Source organism: Lysobacter sp. K5869 (genome assembly GCF_018847975.1).
Taxonomy (GTDB): domain Bacteria; phylum Pseudomonadota; class Gammaproteobacteria; order Xanthomonadales; family Xanthomonadaceae; genus Lysobacter.
This window is the reverse complement of sequence record NZ_CP072597.1, coordinates 5,046,412-5,065,085: the sequence shown is the minus strand read 5'-3', so window position 1 is coordinate 5,065,085 and position 18,674 is coordinate 5,046,412. Positions and strand designations below refer to the sequence as shown.

The window sequence follows — 18,674 nt, the reverse complement described above, 5'->3', positions numbered from 1 at the left end:
GGCGATTCCTTGCAGGCGATTCAGCGGGCGAGTGTGCCCGCTTCGGCGTCGCGCGCCACGCCCGTCCGGCGGTGCGCGAACGGGCTTGCTTCCCCAGGGCGGGAAAGGCGTGGCTCAGCGCCCCGGATGATCGGCGCGATACCGCTCGAACGCGGCGATGCCGTCCTCGACCGAGATCAGATCCATGACGCCGTCGTGTTCGATCTTGGTGCCCCAGCCGATCTGCGCCGCGGATTTGCCCAGGTACTTGCGCGCGGCGTCGTCGTAGCGGTCGGCGCAGTAGCGCAGGTCGCTGTAGGGGCCGCTGCGCGCGGGGTTGCTGGCCGCGTGCAGGCCCAGCACCTTGGTGCCCATCGCGTTGGCGATGTGCATCGGGCCGGAGTCCGGGGTCATCAGCAGCTGGCCGCGTTCGAGCAGGGCCGGCAATTGCTTGAGCGTGTCCTTGCCGACCAGATCGAGGACGGGGTGCGCCATCGCCGCGACGATGGCGTCGGTGGTGTCGCGTTCGAGCTGGCTGCGGCCGCCGCACATCACCACGCGCCAGCCGAGGCTAGCGGCGTGGTCGGCGACCGCGGCGTAGCGCTCGGGGCGCCAGTTGCGCAGGGGGTGGCTGGAGCACGGCGAGACCAAGAGCGTCGGCGTCGCGTCCACGGGCCACTGCGCCCGCGCCCATTCGCGCGCGTCGTCGGGCACGGGCAAGTCCCAGACCACTTCGGTCTGGCGCAGGCCCAGCGGCTCGCAGAAGCTGCCGATGGCGTCGAGCACGTGGATGCCGGGGCGGTCGGGGATGCGTTCGTTGACGAACAGGCCGTGCAGGTCCTTCGAGCGCGAGCGGTCGTAGCCGACCCGCCGCGTCGCCGGCACGAACGCCGACAGCAGGTTGGCGCGCGCGGCCACCTGCATCTGCAGCAGCGCGTCGAAGCGCCCGCCGGGCAGGCCGCGCTCGCGCAGGCCGCGGCGCAGCGCGCGCATGCCGGCCCAGCCGCTCTTCTTGTCGTATTCGATGAAATCCACGCCGTCCAGGCCTTCGAGCAGGCGGCGCTCGCCCTTGCCGATGATCCAGGCGATGCTCGCCTGCGGCCGCGCCTTGCGCAGGGTGCGCACCAGCGGCACCACGTGGGTGACGTCGCCCAGCGCCGACAGGCGCAGCAGGCAAAGAGTTGGGGTGGGTCCCAGGGTCGCTTGGTTCACGTGACTTGTTAGACTCGGACGGATGACCGGTTATGACGCCGCCGAAGGACTGACGCCGTACCGCGACGACAGCGGCTACGGGGCGATTTTGTTCGACCGCGCCCGGGTGCAGCAAGCCGCGCCGGAATGGTTCGCGCCCGCGCACTGGGGCGCGGCGGCCCGGCCGGTGGACAGCGGCGGCCGCGGCGGCGCCTGGTTCGTCGACGCGCCGTTCGGCCACGCGGTGCTGCGCCGCTATCTGCGCGGCGGGCTGGTCGCGCGCTTCAACCGCGACCGCTACTGGTGGCAAAGCGGCGACCGCACCCGCAGCTTCGCCGAATTCCGCCTGACCCGCGAAGCCGCACGCCGCGGCCTGCCGGTGCCGGCGCCGATCGCCGCGCTGTACCGGCGCGAGGGCCTGCAGTACCGCGCCGCGATCCTGGTCGCGCGGCTCGACGACGTGCGCTCGCTGGCCGACCGCGCCGCGGTCGCCGGCGACGGCGCGCCGTGGGAGGAAACCGGCCGCCTGATCGCCCGCTGCCACCGCGCCGGGCTCGACCACGCCGACCTCAACGCCACCAACCTGCTGTTCGACGCCAGCGGGCGCGGCTGGGTGATCGACCTGGACCGCGGCCAGTTCCGCATCCCCGCCACCGGCTGGCGCGAGCGCAACCTCGCCCGGCTCAAGCGCTCGCTGCTGAAATTGCGCGGCGCGCGTCCCGTCGAGGAGGTCGAGCGCGACTTCGCCCGATTGCGCACGGCCTATGACCGCGCCTGGGAACGTGGTTACTGAGAGAAGACAGCGAAGAACGAGGTAGGAACGTGTCGGTAAGGGGGGCGGAATGACTTGGCGGCTGCGTCTGCACGGTGTCGGCAATGCGTCGGCGGTGGAATTGGGATCGGCGATGGCCACGCTGGAGCGCGACGGCGAGCCCTGGCTCACCATCGATTGCGGCGGCGAGGGCCTGACCGCGTTCCTGGCGCACTACGGGCGCATGCCCGAGGCGGTGTTCCTGACCCATGCCCACATGGATCACATCGCCGGCTTCGAGCGCTTGTTCGTCGCCCACTATTTCGATGAGAACCGCGGCGGCCAGCGGCCGCGGCTGTACATCCCCGCGCCGCTGGTGCCGCTGCTGCAGCAGCGCGTGGCCGATTACCCCAACGTGCTGGCCGAGGGCGGGGTGAATTTCTGGGACGCGTTCCAGCTGATTCCGGTCAGCGGCCATTTCTGGCACCGCGGCGTGCGCATGGAAGTGTTCCCGGTCCGGCATCACTGGCCCGACAGCGCGTTCGGCCTGCGCCTGCGCGGCAGCGCGGTGTGGACCGGCGACACCCGGCCGATCCCGGAAATGCTGGCCCGGTTCGCCGGCGACGGCGAACTGATCGCGCACGACTGCGCCCTGCACGGCAACCCCTCGCACAGCGGGATCGAGGACCTGGAGCGCGAATACCCGCCGGCGCTGCTGAACCGCTGTGTCCTGTATCACTACGCCAGCCGCGAAGAGGGCGACGCGCTGGCCGCGCGGGGGTATCGTGTCGGCAGGCCCGGCGAGGCCATCGACCTGGCCGACCCCACTGCCGCACAGGTGCCGCCTTCGTGAATGCCGCCCTCGACCGCCTCGTCCCGCTCGCCGCGCCCGGTCCGCTCGACCGCCGCGGCCGGCCGTTGCGGGACTTGCGCTTGTCGCTGATCGAGGCCTGCAACTTCCGCTGCCCCTACTGCATGCCGGCCGAGCGCGTGCCGGACGACTACGGCCTGGACGCGGCCTCGCGGCTGAGCTTCGACGAGATCGAGACCCTGGTGCGCGGCTTCGTCCGCGTCGGCGTGCGCAAGCTGCGCCTGACCGGCGGCGAGCCGCTGCTGCGCAAAGGGTTGCCCGAGCTGATCGCGCGGCTGACCCGGATCGACGGCCTGGACGATCTGGCCCTGACCACCAACGGCGCGCTGCTGGCGCGGCAGGCGCGCGCGCTGCGCGAGGCCGGGTTGCGCCGGTTGACGGTGAGCCTGGACGCGCTGGATCCGGACCTGTTCCGGCGCCTGTCCGGCGGCCGCGGCGAGATCGCCCAGGTGCTGGCCGGGATTGAGGCCGCGCGCGCGGCCGGGTTCGGCCCGCTGAAGATCAATACGGTGATCCAGCGCGGCGTCAACGAAGATCAGATCCTGCCGCTGGCCGAGCATTTCCGCGCCAGCGGCGACGTGCTGCGCTTCATCGAATACATGGACGTCGGCAACTGCAACGGCTGGGATCCGCGCGGCGTGGTCGGTTCGCAGGAACTGCGCGACGCCATCGACGCGCGTTGGCCGCTGCGCGCGCTGGACGCGCAGTACCGCGGCGAAGTCGCCTCGCGCTACGCCTACCGCGACGGCGCCGGCGAAGTCGGCTTCGTGTCCTCGATCAGCGAACCGTTCTGCGGCGACTGCCACCGCGCGCGGGTGTCGGCCGACGGCCGCTTGTACACCTGCTTGTTCGCTTCGGAAGGCAGCGACTTGCGCCCGGCGCTGGCGCAGGGCGAAGACGCCCTGGTCGAGCGGGTCGGCGCGCTGTGGAGCGGCCGCAACGACCGCTACAGCGAACTGCGCGCGGCCGATGCGCCGCGGGCGAAGCGGCACGTGGAGATGTTTCTGATCGGCGGTTGAGGCCGTCGGTTCGGGCGCGCGGCGGCGATGGCGATGCGTGACTCCTTGAACGAGCGCGGGTTCGCGCTGTGGCCGGATGCGCTCGGTCCCGCCGAAGTCGAAACGCTGGCCTCGCGGCCCGCCGTGAACGACTCGACCGAAGACGACGCCGGCGACCGCGACCTGCTGCGCGAACCGTGGTGCGGCGAATTGGCGGCGGCCTTGCGCGAGCGCCTGAGCGGCGCCGGGCTGCTCGCGGCCGATGCGGTCGCGGTGCAATGCACGCTGTTCCGCAAGAGCGCGGGCCGCAATTGGAAAGTGACCTTGCATCAGGACCTGTCGATCCCGGTCGCCGCGCGCGTGGACGACGCCCGCCTGAGCGCGTGGTCGCGCAAGCAGGGCGGGGCGTTCGTGCAGCCGCCGCCGGAACTGCTGGAGCGGCTGCTGGCGGTGCGCCTGCACCTGGACGACTGCGGCGCCGGCGACGGCCCGCTGCGCGTGGTACCGGGCTCGCACCGTCACGGACGCCTGGACGCGGACGCCGCCGCGGCCCTGCGCGCGGCGCAAGGCGAGACCGCGTGCACCGCGCGCCGCGGCGATCTGCTTATCATGCGGCCGTTGCTGCTGCACGCCTCGTCCAAGGCGACCCGGCCCGAGGGGCGGCGGCGCGTCCTGCATTTCCTGTACGGCCCGCGCGAACCCGGGTACGCGCTGCATTGGAGTCTGGCGATTTGAAATCCGCAAAAGCGAGCACGAAGAAAACCGGCGCGGCCCAAGCGCGCGCGGCCCTGACCCACGTGGATCGCGACGGCCGTCCGGCCATGGTCGACGTGAGCGCCAAGCCGGTCACCGCGCGCGCCGCGCTGGCGCGCTGCCGGGTGCGCTTTCCCGCCGCGGTGGCCGCGCAGCTGCGCGCCGGCGGCATGAAGAGCAAGAAGGGCGCGGTGATCGACACCGCGATCGTCGCCGGCACGATGGCGGTCAAGCGCACCCACGAGCTGATCCCGTTCTGCCACCCGCTGCCCATCGACGGCTGCCGCTTCGCCGTGGAGTGGGCGACCGACACCGCGCTGTCGATCGAATGCGAGGTGCGCACCACCCACCGCACCGGCGTGGAGATGGAGGCGCTGACCGGCGCCACCGTCGCCGCGTTGACCGTCTACGACATGTGCAAGGCGCTGTCGCACGCCATCGTCATCGGCCCGGCGCAGTTGGCGGGCAAACGCGGCGGCAAGCGCGATTTCGGCGTCGTGGGGCAGCGCGCATGAGCCGGCTGACCGTGCTGTATTTCGCCAGCCTGCGCGACGCCGCCGGCACCGCCAGCGAGTCGGTCGAGGCCGATGCGCGCGATTTGCGCGCGCTGTACGAAACCTTGCGCGAACGCCACGGCTTCGCCTTGCCGGTCGAGCGCCTGCGCGTGGCCGTGGACGGCGCGTTCGCGCGCTGGGACGAGGCGCCGCGCGCGGGCAGCGAGGTCGCCTTCATTCCGCCGGTCTCGGGAGGCTGAGCGATGGCGCGATTCGCTTTGTCCGAGGTCGGATTCGAGATCGCCCCGCTGCGCCAGGCGTTGCTGAGCGCGCAGGCCGGCGCCTACGCCAGTTTCGAGGGCTGGGTGCGCGACCACCACGGCGGCCGCGCGGTGCTGGGGTTGCGTTACGAAAGCTACGCCGAACTCGCGCTCAACGAGGGCGAGAAGGTGCTGGCCGAGGCGCTGGAGCGTTTCGCGATCGTGGACGCGCGCTGCGTGCACCGGGTCGGCGATCTGGCCATCGGCGAGTTGGCGGTGTGGGTGGGCGTGAGCGCGGCGCACCGCGACGCGGCGTTCGCGGCCTGCCGCTACATCATCGACGAGACCAAGGCGCGGGTGCCGATCTGGAAGCGCGAGCGCTACGCCGATGGCGATGCGGATTGGCTGCACCCGGAGCCGCCGGCGGCGGGGTGAGCCGCGTCGCAGCGGCGGGCGTCGGCGCGCGAGTTTCCGCCGAGCAGCGGCGCAAGCGCATCGCACGCCTCCGCGCGGCGAGCGTGTCGAGGTTTTCGCCGCGTCCGCGCCGCGGCTCGCACCGGCGCGAGCGCCCGGCACATGTCCGCGCCGCCGCGATGCGCTAGCGTCGGGCGATCGGATCGAAAGCGAGAACGCCATGCGCCTGAGTGTCTTGTGTCTGCCGCTGCTGTTGTGCGCGGCGCGTCCCGCGGTGTCCGGCGAGCTTTTGGTCGGCAACAAAGCCGCCGACACCGTCTGGCGCCTGTCGCTCGACGACGGCCGCAAGCTCGGCGAATTCCCCACCCATAAAGCCCCGCACGAAATCGTCGTCGCGCCCGACGGCAAGACCGCGCTGGTCGCCAACTACGGCGACCGCGACGCCGCCGGCACCACCCTCAGCGTGCTCGACCTGCGCGGCGACGCGCCGCCGCGCATCGTCGACCTCGGCCGCCACGGCCGCCCGCACGGGCTGCGCTTCCTGCCCGGCGGCCGCGAGGCGCTGGCGACCACCGAGGCCTCGCAGCATCTGCTGCGCATCGACGTGGCCAGCGGCAAGATCGTCGCGGACATTCCGCTCGGCGAAGGCAAGGGCCACATGGTCGCGGTCGCCGCCGACGGCAAGAGCGCGTTCGTGACCAAGGTCGATCGCGGCACCGTCAGCCGCATCGATCTGACGAGCAACCGCAAGCTCGAGGAAGTCGAGGCCGGTAAGGGCGCCGAAGGCGTCGCGGTGCGGCCGGGCAGCGGCGAGGTGTGGGTGAGCAACCGCGAGGCCGGCACGGTGACGGTACACCAGCCGAAGACCTTGGCGATCCTGCGCACGTTGCCGAGCCCGGGCTTCCCGATCCGCGTCGCGTTCACGCCCGACGGCCGTTGGGCCTTGGTCAGCAACGCGCGCGCGGCGACGCTGTCGGTGTTCGACGCGCGGCGCAAGCGGCCTGTGGCGACGGTGGCGCTGAGCCGCGACGGCGCGCAGTACCGCGACACCATGCTCGGACGCGCGGCGCTGCCGATCGGCGTGGTCGCCGATCCGGCCAAGCCGCGCGTGTTCGTGGCGATCAGCGGCGGCGACGAAATCGCGGTGATCGACCGCAAGACCTGGAAGCCGGTCGCGTATTGGAAGACCGGGCGCGAACCCGACGCGGTGGCGGTGGCGGCCGAGTGAGCGGCGCGCGCGTCAGCCCTGCGCGGGTTCCAGCACCGCGGCGCCTTGCCGCGCCGCGCCCGGCGTCACCCCCATCACCCGCTTGAACGCGCGGTTGAACGCGGCTTCGGACTGGTAGCCGAGTTTTTCGGCGATCTCGGCGATGCTGCGGTCGCCCTCGCGCAGCCAGGTCAGGCCGACGTGCATGCGCCAGCGCGCCAGATAGTGCATCGCCGGTTCGCCGACGAGTTCGTTGAAGCGCGCGGCGAAGGCCGAGCGCGACATCGCCGCGGCCTGGGCCATCTCCGCCAGGGTCCAATCGCGCGCCGGATCGCGGTGGATCTGCGCGATCGCGCGGCCGATCTGCTTGTCCTGCAGCGCGCCGAGCCAGCCGTCGCGCGCGGCCGGGTCGCGCGCGATCCAGTGGCGGATCGCCTGGATCACCAGAATGTCGGCCAGCCGGGTGATCACCGTTTCGCCGCCGGGGCGCAGGTCGCGCGCTTCCTGGGCGATGAACTGCAAGGTGCCGCGCACCCACTGCATGCCCGGCGAATCGGCGTCGCGCACGTGCAGCACCGGCGGCAGCAGTGCGACCAGCCGCTGCGCGGCCGGATGGTCGAAGCGCACCGCCGCGCACACCAGCCCGGTCGCCGCGCCGCCGCCGCCGTGGCGGATCAGCTCGAAGCGCTCGGCGGCGTACTCGCGCGGCAAATCGAACAGCGGCGCGGCCAGCACGCCGGGGCGGCTGGACAGGCTGTGGCCGTGGCCGTGCGGCACCAGCAACAGATCGAACTCGCGCAATTGCAGCGGCGCGCGGCCGTCCATTTCCAGCCACGGCTCGCCGGCGGTGACCACGTGCAGCATCAGGCACTGCGGCATCGCCGGCAGGGCCAGGCCCCACGGCGCGGTGAATTCGGAACGGCAATAGAACGCGCCGCTCATGCGCAGCGAATGCAGGGCTTCGCCGAGCGGATCGACCGGCAGCCAGACGTCGGGGGCGGCGTTCATGGCGCGCAGTGTGCGCCGCGCCCGCAAGACGGTCCAGGCGCGGCCGCGGCGCACGCCTGGACGCGCGATCAAGCGATGGCGACGCGCCGGCATGGGCCGCGCCGGCGGTCCGCGGGACATTGACGCCACGGCCGCGGCGGCCGGCGCGGAACGCGCGGCGCCGCGGGGCCGTCTCTTCCGACCTTCAGGAGTTCCGTCATGTACGTCGTCATGGGCGCCACCGGCCGCACTGGCCATCGCATCGTTCATCACCTGCTGCAAGCCGGCGAGCGCGTGCTCGCGCTGGGCCGCAGCGAATCGCGGCTGGCGCCGCTGGCCGCGGCCGGCGCGCAGGTGCGCGCGGGCGAGCAGACCGATCCGGCGTTTCTCGCCGAGGCCTTCCGCGGCGCGACCGCCGCCTACACCTTGCTGCCGTACGAGTTGTCCGCGCCGGGCTACGACGCGCAGCAGGACCGGCAGGGCGAGGCCATCGTCGAAGCGCTGCGCCGCAGCGGCCTGCGCGAGGTCGTCGCGCTGAGCAGCCTGGGCGCCGATCTGGCCCAGGGCACCGGCCCGATCATGAGCATGCGCCGGCAGGAACAGCGCCTGCGCGCCTGGGCCGACGAGGACGCCGGGCGCAACGCGCTGGCGCTGCGCGCCGGCGCCTTCATGGAGAACTTCTACGGCTCGCTGGAGGTGATCAAGGCCTTCGGCTTCAACGGCGACGCCTTCGACGCGGATTACCCGTTGCCGATGATCGCCGCGCGCGACATCGCCGACGCGGCCGCCGGCGCGCTGCTGCGCCGCGACTGGCGCGGCCTGAGCGTGCGCGAACTGCTCGGTGAGCGCGATCTGAGCTATGCGCAGGCCACCCGCATCCTCGGCGAGCGCATCGGTCTGCCGGAGCTGGCGTACGTGCGGCTGGAAGGCGGCGACGCGCTCGATGCGCTGGTGCAAGGCGGCTTCGCGCCGGATCTGGCGGCGCAGTACGTCGAACTCGCGCACACCATCAGCGCCGGGCGGGTGCGGTCGCTGGAAGGGCGCAACGCGGGCAACACCACGGCGACGAGTTTCGAGGCCTTCGCCGAGGAATTGGCGCAGGCGTATCGGGCGATGTGAGCGCGGCGGCCGGCGATCGCCATCATCGTGCGCGAGCTGCGCGCCGGCGGTCGCGAGGACGGGGCAGGGCGGCCGCGGAACGGCCGGACGCGCGAACGGGGCGCCGAAAAGGCGGCGGCCCCGCAAGCGTGACTCCGGCGCCCGAATCGACCGATACCGTTGCTGCCTTCCGGCCCTGGCGGGGTTTTCGATCTATCGTCGCGGAGGCGCCAACGGGGCCACCATGGACTCTTGCAACGGCGGCGACCGATTCGCGCGAGACGCGGGGATCGCTGCCGGAGGGCCGGCATTCTGCCTGAAAGCAGGGGCGCGGCGCAAACCCGGGCCGTACCGGGCCGCGCGGCCGGCCGGAAGGGCCGTTCGGGCCGATGCGGCCGGCTCGGTCCGCGCCGAATCTTGCGCCGCACCTCGCGCCGCACCCGCGCGCCGCGAATCGCCGGCCCGCGAAGACTTATGATCGGCGCATGCGCATCGCCGTCGTCTCCGATATCCACGGCAACCTCGCCGCGCTCGACGCGGTCGTCGCCGACCTGCGCGGCCGCGGCGTCGAGCGCGTGCTCGACCTGGGCGACCTGCTGTCCGGCCCGCTGTTGCCGAGCGAAACCTGCGACCGCCTGATCGAACTGGGCTGGCCGACCATTGCCGGCAACCACGAACGGCAAGTGCTCGACGACCCGCCCGAACGCATGGGCGAATCCGACCGCCACGCCGCGGTCCGCTTGCGTCCCGACCAGCGCGCGTGGCTGCGTTCGCTGCCGCCGAGCCTGCGCCTGGACGAGGTGCTGATGGTCCACGGCACGCCGGCCAGCGATCTGGAAGCATTCCTGGAAACCATCGACGCCGGCGGCATCCGCGCCGCCACGCCGGCCGAAGTCGCCGCGCGCGCCGGCGCCGCGGATGCGCGGCTGATCCTGTGCGGGCACACCCACACGCCGCGCGTCGCGCGGCTCGCCGATGGGCGATTGATCGTCAATCCGGGCAGCGTCGGCTTGCAGGCGTACGCGAGCGGGTTGCCGCATCCGCATCAGGTCGAGAACGGCAGCCCGCACGCGCGTTACGCCATCGTCGAACGCGGCGACGACGGCGAGTGGAGCGCGCAGTCGCTGCAAGTCGATTACGACTGGACCTCGGCGGCGGCCTTGGCGCAGCGCAACGGCCGGCCGGATTGGGCCAAGGCGTTGGCGACCGGCTACATGTGAACGCGCGCCGCGATCCCGGCGAACAGCGCGGGCGCTGCAGGTTCCGCGCGCGCCGCGATGCGGCTCCCGGGCGAAGGTCAGCCAGCCCGACGCTTCCGGTTTCTTTCGCCGCGAACCCCGCGGCGCGCCGAACGCGCCGCGGGCCGCCGCTCAGCGCTGCACCACGAACTGCTCCATCGCCGAGTTCAAGGTGTTGCACTGCTCGAACACCAGCCGCTCGCGATTGGCCGTCGCGTAGGACTCGTGATGCCCCATCAACTGGCACGACTGCCACTTCACGAACGGCATGTCGCCGTTGCGCGGGCGGTAGGTCACCGGATAGCACTCGGTGCTGACCTCGGCGCTGTGCGCCAGCGCCGCGTCGGTGCAGGCGATGAAGGTGAGGTTGGCGTTCTTGGCGTCCCAGCCGCAGTCCATCAGCTTGCTCGCGCGCGAGCGCAGCTCGAAGCGCACGCCGCACACCAGCAAGGTCTTGACCGTGTTGTTGTGCGGGCCGGGCGGCAGGTCGAAGAACACCGAACGCACCGCCGGGTCGGTGTTGCACTGGATCCACGAGCCGCCGTAGACGTTGATGTAGCCGCCGCGGGCGAAGCGCAGCAAGGTGCCGCTGCGGTATTCGAACTTGCAGTCGCGGAACCAGAAGTTGAGGAACTGGTCCTGCTGGCTGATCGTCGGCGACATGCCCGAATGCAGGAAGGCGTCGCCCAGCGCCACGTCGTTGGCCAGATGGCAGCGGTTGAACGACCACTCCGAGTTGAGGTTGGACTTGTCGTCGCCGTCCAGGCCGATGATGCGGTTCCACGGGCCGCGCCATTCCACATCGTCGAAGGCGAAGTCCTGATTGCTCTGGCCGCCGTTGACCGAGGACCAGCAGTACATCCAGTTGAGCCCGGCGCGCGCGCTGCGGAAGGTGAGTTCGCGCACGCGCAACTGGCGCACCCGGCCGTGCGCGGTCAGCAGATTGCCGCTGTAGGGATCGGCGCTGCCGGCGGGCGCGTCGAACAGGATCTCCGAACAGCGCTTGCCCTGGCCTTCGATGGTGTAGCCGTTGATCTTGTCGCTCGGCGCGCCCTTGGGCAGCAGCGCGTCGGCGCGGGTGACGCGGTAGATGCCGGCGGGGAAGTACAGGTGATGGGTCAGGAAGCCGTTGCCGTTGCGCGAGGCGAACACCGCGTTGCGGGCGTTCTCGATCGCCGCGGTGTCGTCGGCGCTGCCGTTGCCGAGCGCGCCGTAGTCCTTGACGTTGATGCGGCCGGACGGCGCGGGGTCGGCCGCCGTCGCCGCGCCCGACCGGCGCGGCGAAGGCGCGCCGCCGATGGGCGCCTGCGCGCCCGAGGCGCCGATCTGCGCCACCGTCGTGGCCGCTGCGGCGACGCCGGCGCCGGCGACCATGCCGGCCGCGCCGATCAATTTGCGGCGCGCGCGCGACGCCGGCGCGGCGTCCCCGGCCGGGCCGTTGGAAGAGTGCTTGCTCATGAGGATTCCTTGCGTGGACAACCCTTAAGTGATCGCGTCGCCGCATCGCGCGGCGCGCGCGTGATCCGCGCGGCGTGTCCTTGCATCCCCTGCATGCCGCGAGGCGCGCGCAATCTAGAAGGCGGCGCGAGCGCGCGAACGCGAACGGCGGCTCAGTTCGCGACGCGTATGACAGGTGGCGTTTGTAATGATTCGTGCGAATGCGTCCGCAGTCGCGCTTGGGCGTCGGGGTTCGGATCGCGGCGCGCGAGCGATGCTTGCGTGTGGGGTTAGCGTTTGTTTCGTCCAGCGGACTGCGCGGCGCGATGGCGCCCTGTAGGAGCGGCGCGAGCCGCGACCGCGACCTCTCGGTGGCGTCGTAAGCGCGATGTCGCGGTCGCGGCTCGCGCCGCTCCTACAGGGCGCCATCGCGAAAACGCCGAGACCGGAAAAACGAAAAGCCCCCGATCGCTCGGGGGCTTTTGTTTGAATCTGGCGGAGAGAGGGGCCGCCATAACCGTTCCGTATCGGTCCGTATCGGTCCGCGTTTCGGTTGTAAGTGGTTGTCCAGCAACAAAAGATGTTCCGCACATGTCCGTATCGTTCCGCTATGATCCGCCGCCCAAACATGGGTAGGGACATGGGTAGGAGGTGGCATGGCGAAAGGGGTTCATCGATTGTCGGCCCGGCAGATTGCCACGGCCAGGACGGGACATCACGCGGACGGGGGCGGGCTCTACTTACAGGTGACCAAGACCAACGCCCGCAGTTGGGTATTTCGCTACGAGCGGAACCGGCGGCGCCGGGAGATGGGACTAGGTTCGCTGACGGCCGTGGACGTGCAGGAAGCGCGGGAGCGGGCCGCCGAGCATCGCAAAGCCCTCGCCAGGGGCGATGATCCGATGGCGGCCAGGATCGCCCGCAAAGCCGCCAAACGGTACACCTGGGGTGAGGTCTGCGACGCCTACATCACCAAGGCGTCGGAGGAATGGAAGAACGACGCCCAGGCTGCCCAATGGCGTCAGTCGTTGAAGGATCACGGGCCTAAAGCCGACTTGCCGCTTGAGCATGTGACCGACGGCGTTGTGTTGGCCTGTCTGCGCAAGATTTGGATGGACAAGACCGAGACAGCAACAAGGTTGCGCGGACGAATCGAGCGCATATGGGGCTACGCCCATTATGAAAAGCTGGTGACGGGTGAAAACCCTGCGCGGATGAAAGGCCACCTAGAACACGCACTCCCGAAGGCGTCCAAGGTCAAAAAGGTCAAGCACCACGCGGCGATGCCCTACGCGGAAGTGCCTGCGCTGATGGCGAAGCTACGAACGCGTACTGGCCGCTCAGCGAAGGCATTGCGATTTACGATTCTGACTGCGGTGCGCACCGAAGAAACTACCGGCTCCGACTGGCACGAGTTCGACCTAGATAAAGCGAGATGGACCATTCCGCCAGAACGAATCAAGGGCGGGAAAGAGCATGTGGTGCCGTTGTGTGCGGAGGCGTTGGAAATTCTCAAATCTTTGCCGAAGGACAAGCCGCCGTTCCGCTTATCCGAAAACACGATGCTCTACTTATTGCAGAAACCGGACAAGCTCGGGTTTTCTCAGTACACGGTCCACGGCTTCCGGTCTTCGTTCCGAGATTGGGCGGCCGAGGAAACCGAGACGGAGAATTTCATTGTTGAAATGGCATTAGCGCACGTCATCAAGGATAAGACCGAAGCGGCTTACCGACGCGGGCAACTGATCGCCAAGCGAAAGGTGCTTATGACTGCGTGGGATGCTTTCCTCCGCGTTATCCCCAAGCCCAAGCCGGAATAGTTCCCAAGGCCGCCCGCTGGGCGGCCTTTTCGTTTGTCGTGGCGGAGCCCAACCGCTCCCGAGGGTACGACGGTCGGCTGCCGACAGTGACGCGAGATTGTGCCGACTTTGGCCGTAGCCCAATTGTGGCTGAGGATTTGGGAGAGCTTCGGAAAACGGTAATTTCGGTAACCTGTACGAAAATCGATCAACAAATGCATAAGAATCATCGAGTTAGAGCGCCTAGGCTGCGGTAACCTTTGCGGTAACTAAGAGGTAATTGGTTACCGATCTTCTAAGTAACTAAGATGATGAATTGCTCTCATATAAATCAATGGCTTAGCAGATGATTACCGGAGAGGTTACCCAAAATTACCGTGCAGCGGTAACCACGAAAAGCCTTATAAATCAGTCAGTTGATAGCTATTTTCGGGGTGGATTACCGAAGTTACCGTTTTCCGAAGGCCCCTCCCTGCGGGCTTGTGCGATCACGACGCCTGTCCTTGGCGACGGTCGGCGAGTGGGGCGAAATTGGGGCTCGCGTGCGTCGAAATGCGTCGCGGCAAGGGGGCGGGTTCACCCGCGCGGCGAACTGGCCGCGCAGGGCTTGAAGGGGCTCCCGCGTTTGAGTCGAAAGACGCACAACTAGCGGGAAGGCGTGGCGGGGTCTCGACCGCGCGCCAGCGCGCCGAACGCCGGTCGCCGGGGCGCCCCCGGCGCGTTCGCAGATAGGCGCGAGATATGCCTGTCCGAAGCTGCTCCCGTCGCCCGATGGACTTCCCTGACCCCGGCGTCGGAAAAATCTGACGCGCCTAGGGCGCCTTCTGGGCGATACTCAGGCCACGGTTCGCGGCCCCGCCTGCTCGCGTTCTGCAACTGCCGACAAGGAAGAGTTCATCTGATGAACATCGAATCACACTCTGTCACCGCGCAACCATCCGACGCGCCGACAGGCCGTTTCTATGTCCTTCAACCTGATATTTACAGTGGCGGTTCCGGTCACGGTTTGACATTTTCAAACCTAGAGCGGCTGCTGACGCCCCCCCGGCGCATTCTTCGGCCAGCCGAAGGCGGTTTCCCCGTCCTTTCCGAACTTCCCGTCCTCATTCAGAGCGCGCAGGGGCGTCCGTTGAAAGACTTGGAAGGCGTATTTAGCGGCTATTGGCTTGTGTCTGATGAACTCAAGCAGGTATTTGAGCGCCACGACGCTGAAGGATTCGCGTTTACGCCGTGCAGTGTAGTGTCGGCGGATGGAGCTTCGCTTGGCGACTATCATCTGTGCGACGTTTTGAGAGTTATCGATGTTCTGGACGAAAGCCGGTCGAAGCTCGATATAAGAATTGGCGAGGAATATGCGAAGGGGAAACACTACCGCATTGGACCCGGCGCGAGCCTAGCTTTCAGGGAGCGTGAAATTTCCGAGGCTCATGTGTTCAGAACGCCTTTTTCTAGCTATGTCTTTTGCGACAGAGAGCTAAGGGGCGCGATCATCGACAGCGGTTGCGTCGGCATTTCGCTAGAAGATGCTGCGGACTTCTGAGGTCATCCGTGGAAATGGATGAGTGAGAGAGCAACGGAACTGCCAAAATGAATGACAAGCTTCAGCATACTTTTGAGCTGCATCATTGCATCGAGCAGAACAACGTTTTCGAGAACAGCGAGCTATTGCAGACGCTAGGCCGAGACAAGCTATACAACATCGATAATCCCGGCAATTTAGTCTACTTGCCCGACGGAAAGCCACTCGGCGCCCAACTGGAAGTGTCCCCGCACGTTGGCGGGCATTTGAAGTCCTATACGAATGTAGTCGTTAGCGCGTTGAAGGACATTGAGGACAGCGCGGACTGGCAGTCGTATCTAGAAAGCGGAGACCAAGCGGCAGTGCAAAGAGTGGTGCAGCGAGTGCATCACGTCGAAAGCACGATAAAAACCGCCCTGGTGAATGGCGATCTTTACACGAACAACACTCATGGACTATCGAATAGTCAGGTTCGGGCAATTAATCAGGACTTCCATTCAAAGTTCTACACGTATCAAGAAACGCACGCCGCACAAATTGCTGAAGTTGCGCAGCTTGGCCCGCCACAATCACAATGGGTCAGCGTTCTTCGCACAGAACAGCAGGCGCTCGACGCAGTTCAGTTGGTAAATAGGCCGGGATTCAAGCCAAGTCTCGGCACGGCCGCTGACGGCCGAGCCTCTTTGTTGGAAGCGATAGAGCAAGCACACAACGGCGGGCGCCTAACGTTTTCGGCGGAAGGATTGGCGAGCGCGCGCGACTCTCTCGCGAACAGTAGTTTGAATTCGGTGCAAGCCGAACACTTAGCGCCCAAGCCCGGCGGGCGTGCTATCGCGATCAAAGGCATCGTAGCCGCTGCGGGGGCGGTCAGCCTTGCAGAGGCGGCAGAAGCCGGTGAGCGCATATCGTCGGCGCTCGACCGAGATAACCCGCTCGCCGCGCAGTCGCACGCTATGCACTACGGCGGGCGCGGTGTCGGCGGCGTTGCCGGTGGCGCCGCCGCTGGACTCATCGCGGGTTCGTGGACCGGTCCCGGCGCGCTCATTACGGTCGCGGTTGGCGCGTACGCCGGCAGCGAAGCCGGCGAGAAAGTCGCGAAATGGTGGGATAACCGGCAGGTCTATCACCAAACCGACCGCGACAACGTGTCGTGGGAATTCACCGGCCGGCAATGGGTGCGCGAGCGCACTGCGGACCTAAGCCGCGACGGTATCGACAATCCAACCGTTACCACATTCGCCGCGCCGCCAGAGAAAGCGCGGGAACTGAATCTGGCCGCGCTCAATGCGGCGACGGCGCTGGAACTCAAGGACGTGCCGCCGCCGCGCAGCCCATTCATTCAACCGCAATCGCCGGGGGATGCGCCGAGCCTAGATCCCGCGCCGTGGGAGCGTAATAGCCGCACCGGGCAGTGGGAACGTAATGTGGTGGTCGGCCGGGTCGATCACGGCGCGAATGACATTCGCCCGGAAATCGCGTCGCCGCAACGTGCTGCCGCGTTGGAACAAGCCGCTAACCAGGTCATCCGCGAAAATATCGCCAATGGCCCCGCGCCTATCGCGTCGCGTTACGAAATCGCCTTCCGTGCCAGCGGCTTTGATGGCGATAAGCTGCCCGCCGCAACAACCGCGCTGGCGCAGGGCTATGTCACCGCCAGCAACGGCGAGTTGTACCGCCGCGACGACGCCGGCCAATGGCTGAGCCCGAACGGCGCTCCCGCACCCGGAAACCTGCCGGTGGAGTTAGAGCGCACCAACGCCGAACTCGCTCCGCAGTTGGCCCAGCACCGGCAGTATGTGGCCGCGCTGTCTCCCATGCCGGCGCCGGCAGAGCAGGACCGCGACCGCGCAATTCTGCTAGACACGTATCAGCAACGCGGCGTGAACCCGACGCCCGAGCAGATGGACGCGTCCATGCTCGCCATCAGCCGCACCCGCGACGCCAATGGCATCGCGCCGGGCATGACGACGTTTCAGCTTGAGCCGAACGCTGATCGTGGTTACGACGTGCGCAGTCCGATCGCTCACGTTTACGGGTACGCCGATGGCGTCCGGCGCGTCGCGGCCGTGACGACGGCGCCAGAGATCGCGCAAGCGCTGACGGAAGTCCAGGCGCGCCCGGCTCCGGTCCCGGACACACCCGAGTTGCGCATTGAGGCGTTGTCGCCGCAGCAGCGCGAGGCGCAGGAACAAGCGCTGCGCGAGGCAAACCGGCTCGGCCTGTCGCGCGATGACGTGCAGTTGACCGCCCAGCAGGCGGCCGCCGCAGCGGCGATTGCGGCGGATCGCGAACCGGAAATCGTTACCCGCCCCATTGACGCCGACCGCGCCCAGGCCGCGCCACGGCAGGACGCGCAACCAACCCCCGCGCCATCGTCGCCGGCCCCTAGCCAACCAGCCGCGCCCCTGCCGCCAAAGGCGGAACCGTCAGCGGATGCCGCCCAGGTCCAGGCCCGCGCAGACGAAGCGCGCAAACCCGTAGAGCCCGAGCAGCCCGCAGCCGAAGCCCAGGCGTCGCCGCGGTCACTGCCGGCGCAAAACGACGCGCAGGCCACGCCAGCGCCGCCGAGCGGCCAGGACGATGCCCTGCGGCGCGGAAGCGAGGGCCAGGACGTGGCGTTGCTGCAATACCGCCTGGATCGCATGGGCTATCGAGGGCCGGGGGAATCCCCGCTGCCGCAACATGGGCAGTTCGACGCGGCAACGGAACACGGCGTGCGCCAGTTCCAGGAGGCAAATCGACTGCCGTCAACGGGCGTGGTCGACCCCGATACCGTGCAAGCGCTCGCCGTCGCCCAGCAGACCCGCGCAGTTCGCCCAGCGTCCGGCGTCCAACGCGAACCGGACGAACCGAAAACCGAGCGGGAAACGCCCGCACGCGCCTACGACGAGGCCCCTGCATCCGTCGCACCGACACCCCCACCCGCAGACCGCGACGACCGCGCAGCCCCGCAGAATTCACGCGAGGCGCGCCGCTCAGAGCCGGAGCCATCCGCGCCGACCCAACCGGGCGAGCGCGCCGAACAGGACCGCGCACGCCGCCAGGACCGTTCCGACGAATCGGCGAGCATTCCAGAAGCCCCCCGCGCCGACCCCGAGCGAGCGACGCCCGATGCCCGGCCTTCGTCGCCTGAGCCTAGCCCGGTCCCGTCGATACCGCCCGCGATGGCCGGGGCTCCGACGCCTATCGAACCGGCGACGACTCCCCGCCACGCGGCCGAGTTGGCCGACCGCATGGCCCCTGCGCCGACACCGCAGCCGGCAGCGCCCGAGCCTGAGCCGGCCATTGACCTGTCGCACTTCTCGCGAAGCGATCAAGCGATGATCGCGAAGATTCGCGCGAACGTGCCCGGAGGGCTATCGGACGAACACGCGGCAGCGGCGATGCTGGCGGCGAAGTGCAACGGCATCCAAGACGTTGACCGCCTCGGCCCGGTCGCCCTCGTCGGCGATACGCTTTGGATGGGCGGAAAGGTCGAGGGCTTCCATACCGCCATTGATGTTTCCCAGCAGGCGCCCCCCTTGCAGGACACCGTTCGCGAAACGGAACAATTCAACTACGAGCAGACGCAAAAGCAAGCGCAGGAACAGGCGCAGCAGCAACAACAGCAACAGAACCAAGAGCAAACAGACAAAGCGCTGAAAATGTCACTGATGTAACCGACCTGTTCGCAACTTA

At 68.6% G+C, this 18,674-nt stretch carries 16 protein-coding genes and 1 other RNA gene; 13 read left to right on the top strand and 4 right to left on the bottom strand.

Translation table 11 applies throughout. From position 1 onward, the window contains the following. Positions 1–114 precede the first annotated feature (114 nt). Positions 115–1,176 carry a glycosyltransferase family 9 protein gene (locus J5226_RS21390; protein ID WP_215840526.1) on the bottom strand — a complete coding sequence of 354 codons (1,062 nt, stop codon included), beginning with the start codon at positions 1,174–1,176 and terminating at the stop codon, positions 115–117. A 37-nt stretch (positions 1,177–1,213) separates the two neighbouring features. Between J5226_RS21390 and J5226_RS21385 the strand changes: the two genes are divergently transcribed. The 8 genes from J5226_RS21385 to J5226_RS21350 all read left to right on the top strand — a co-directional run bounded on the left by J5226_RS21385 (position 1,214) and on the right by J5226_RS21350 (position 6,939). Next, the gene (locus J5226_RS21385) at positions 1,214–1,963 is read left to right on the top strand and encodes a 3-deoxy-D-manno-octulosonic acid kinase (RefSeq protein WP_215836898.1); all 750 of its coding nucleotides are present in this window, start codon (positions 1,214–1,216) and stop codon (positions 1,961–1,963) included. 49 nt (positions 1,964–2,012) lie between these two features. Then, complete coding sequence (locus J5226_RS21380) at positions 2,013–2,774, top strand: MBL fold metallo-hydrolase (RefSeq protein ID WP_215836897.1); 762 nt, start codon at positions 2,013–2,015, stop codon at positions 2,772–2,774. After that, positions 2,771–3,811, top strand: a complete 1,041-nt coding sequence (gene moaA / locus J5226_RS21375) for a GTP 3',8-cyclase MoaA (RefSeq protein ID WP_215836896.1) — start codon at positions 2,771–2,773, stop codon at positions 3,809–3,811. The genes J5226_RS21380 and moaA overlap by 4 nt, the downstream gene beginning before the upstream one ends. A gap of 33 nt (positions 3,812–3,844) precedes the next feature. After that, entirely contained in the window at positions 3,845–4,525 is a 681-nt protein-coding gene (locus J5226_RS21370) for a phytanoyl-CoA dioxygenase family protein (RefSeq protein ID WP_215836895.1), read from the top strand. Continuing rightward, entirely contained in the window at positions 4,522–5,058 is a 537-nt protein-coding gene (moaC, locus tag J5226_RS21365; protein ID WP_255322878.1) for a cyclic pyranopterin monophosphate synthase MoaC, read from the top strand. Before J5226_RS21370 ends, moaC begins: the two co-directional genes overlap by 4 nt. Then, entirely contained in the window at positions 5,055–5,297 is a 243-nt protein-coding gene (moaD, locus tag J5226_RS21360; protein WP_215836889.1) for a molybdopterin converting factor subunit 1, read from the top strand. Before moaC ends, moaD begins: the two co-directional genes overlap by 4 nt. Before the next feature lie 3 nt (positions 5,298–5,300). Then, positions 5,301–5,732, top strand: a complete 432-nt coding sequence (locus tag J5226_RS21355) for a molybdenum cofactor biosynthesis protein MoaE (protein ID WP_215836887.1) — start codon at positions 5,301–5,303, stop codon at positions 5,730–5,732. Positions 5,733–5,931: 199 nt separating this feature from the next. After that, complete coding sequence (locus J5226_RS21350; protein WP_215836884.1) at positions 5,932–6,939, top strand: YncE family protein; 1,008 nt, start codon at positions 5,932–5,934, stop codon at positions 6,937–6,939. Between the two features lie 12 nt (positions 6,940–6,951). On the opposite strand, the gene J5226_RS21345 is transcribed toward J5226_RS21350, so the two are convergent. Further along, complete coding sequence (locus J5226_RS21345) at positions 6,952–7,926, bottom strand: AraC family transcriptional regulator (RefSeq protein ID WP_215836882.1); 975 nt, start codon at positions 7,924–7,926, stop codon at positions 6,952–6,954. Positions 7,927–8,124: 198 nt separating this feature from the next. Between J5226_RS21345 and J5226_RS21340 the strand changes: the two genes are divergently transcribed. Then, positions 8,125–9,024 carry an NAD(P)H-binding protein gene (locus tag J5226_RS21340; RefSeq protein ID WP_215836880.1) on the top strand — a complete coding sequence of 300 codons (900 nt, stop codon included), beginning with the start codon at positions 8,125–8,127 and terminating at the stop codon, positions 9,022–9,024. A 118-nt stretch (positions 9,025–9,142) separates the two neighbouring features. Here J5226_RS21340 and ffs read toward each other — a convergent pair. After that, an RNA gene (ffs, locus tag J5226_RS21335) (signal recognition particle sRNA small type) lies at positions 9,143–9,239 on the bottom strand. 249 nt (positions 9,240–9,488) lie between these two features. Between ffs and J5226_RS21330 the strand changes: the two genes are divergently transcribed. Further along, a complete protein-coding gene (locus J5226_RS21330) occupies positions 9,489–10,223 on the top strand; it encodes a metallophosphoesterase family protein (protein ID WP_215836878.1) in 735 nt (244 codons plus the stop codon). A 150-nt stretch (positions 10,224–10,373) separates the two neighbouring features. Here the strand turns inward: J5226_RS21330 and J5226_RS21325 are convergent, their stop codons facing one another. After that, positions 10,374–11,699 carry a glycosyl hydrolase family 28-related protein gene (locus tag J5226_RS21325; protein WP_215836876.1) on the bottom strand — a complete coding sequence of 442 codons (1,326 nt, stop codon included), beginning with the start codon at positions 11,697–11,699 and terminating at the stop codon, positions 10,374–10,376. Positions 11,700–12,334: 635 nt separating this feature from the next. Here J5226_RS21325 and J5226_RS21320 point away from each other — a divergent pair. From J5226_RS21320 to J5226_RS21310, 3 genes are all read left to right on the top strand, one after another. Next, complete coding sequence (locus J5226_RS21320; RefSeq protein ID WP_215836874.1) at positions 12,335–13,498, top strand: site-specific integrase; 1,164 nt, start codon at positions 12,335–12,337, stop codon at positions 13,496–13,498. Between the two features lie 880 nt (positions 13,499–14,378). Then, positions 14,379–15,017, top strand: coding sequence for a DUF1629 domain-containing protein (locus J5226_RS21315; RefSeq protein ID WP_215836872.1), 639 nt, complete (start codon positions 14,379–14,381; stop codon positions 15,015–15,017). A 47-nt stretch (positions 15,018–15,064) separates the two neighbouring features. Next, the gene (locus tag J5226_RS21310) at positions 15,065–18,655 is read left to right on the top strand and encodes a peptidoglycan-binding protein (RefSeq protein ID WP_215836870.1); all 3,591 of its coding nucleotides are present in this window, start codon (positions 15,065–15,067) and stop codon (positions 18,653–18,655) included. The last annotated feature ends 19 nt before the right edge of the window (positions 18,656–18,674 follow it).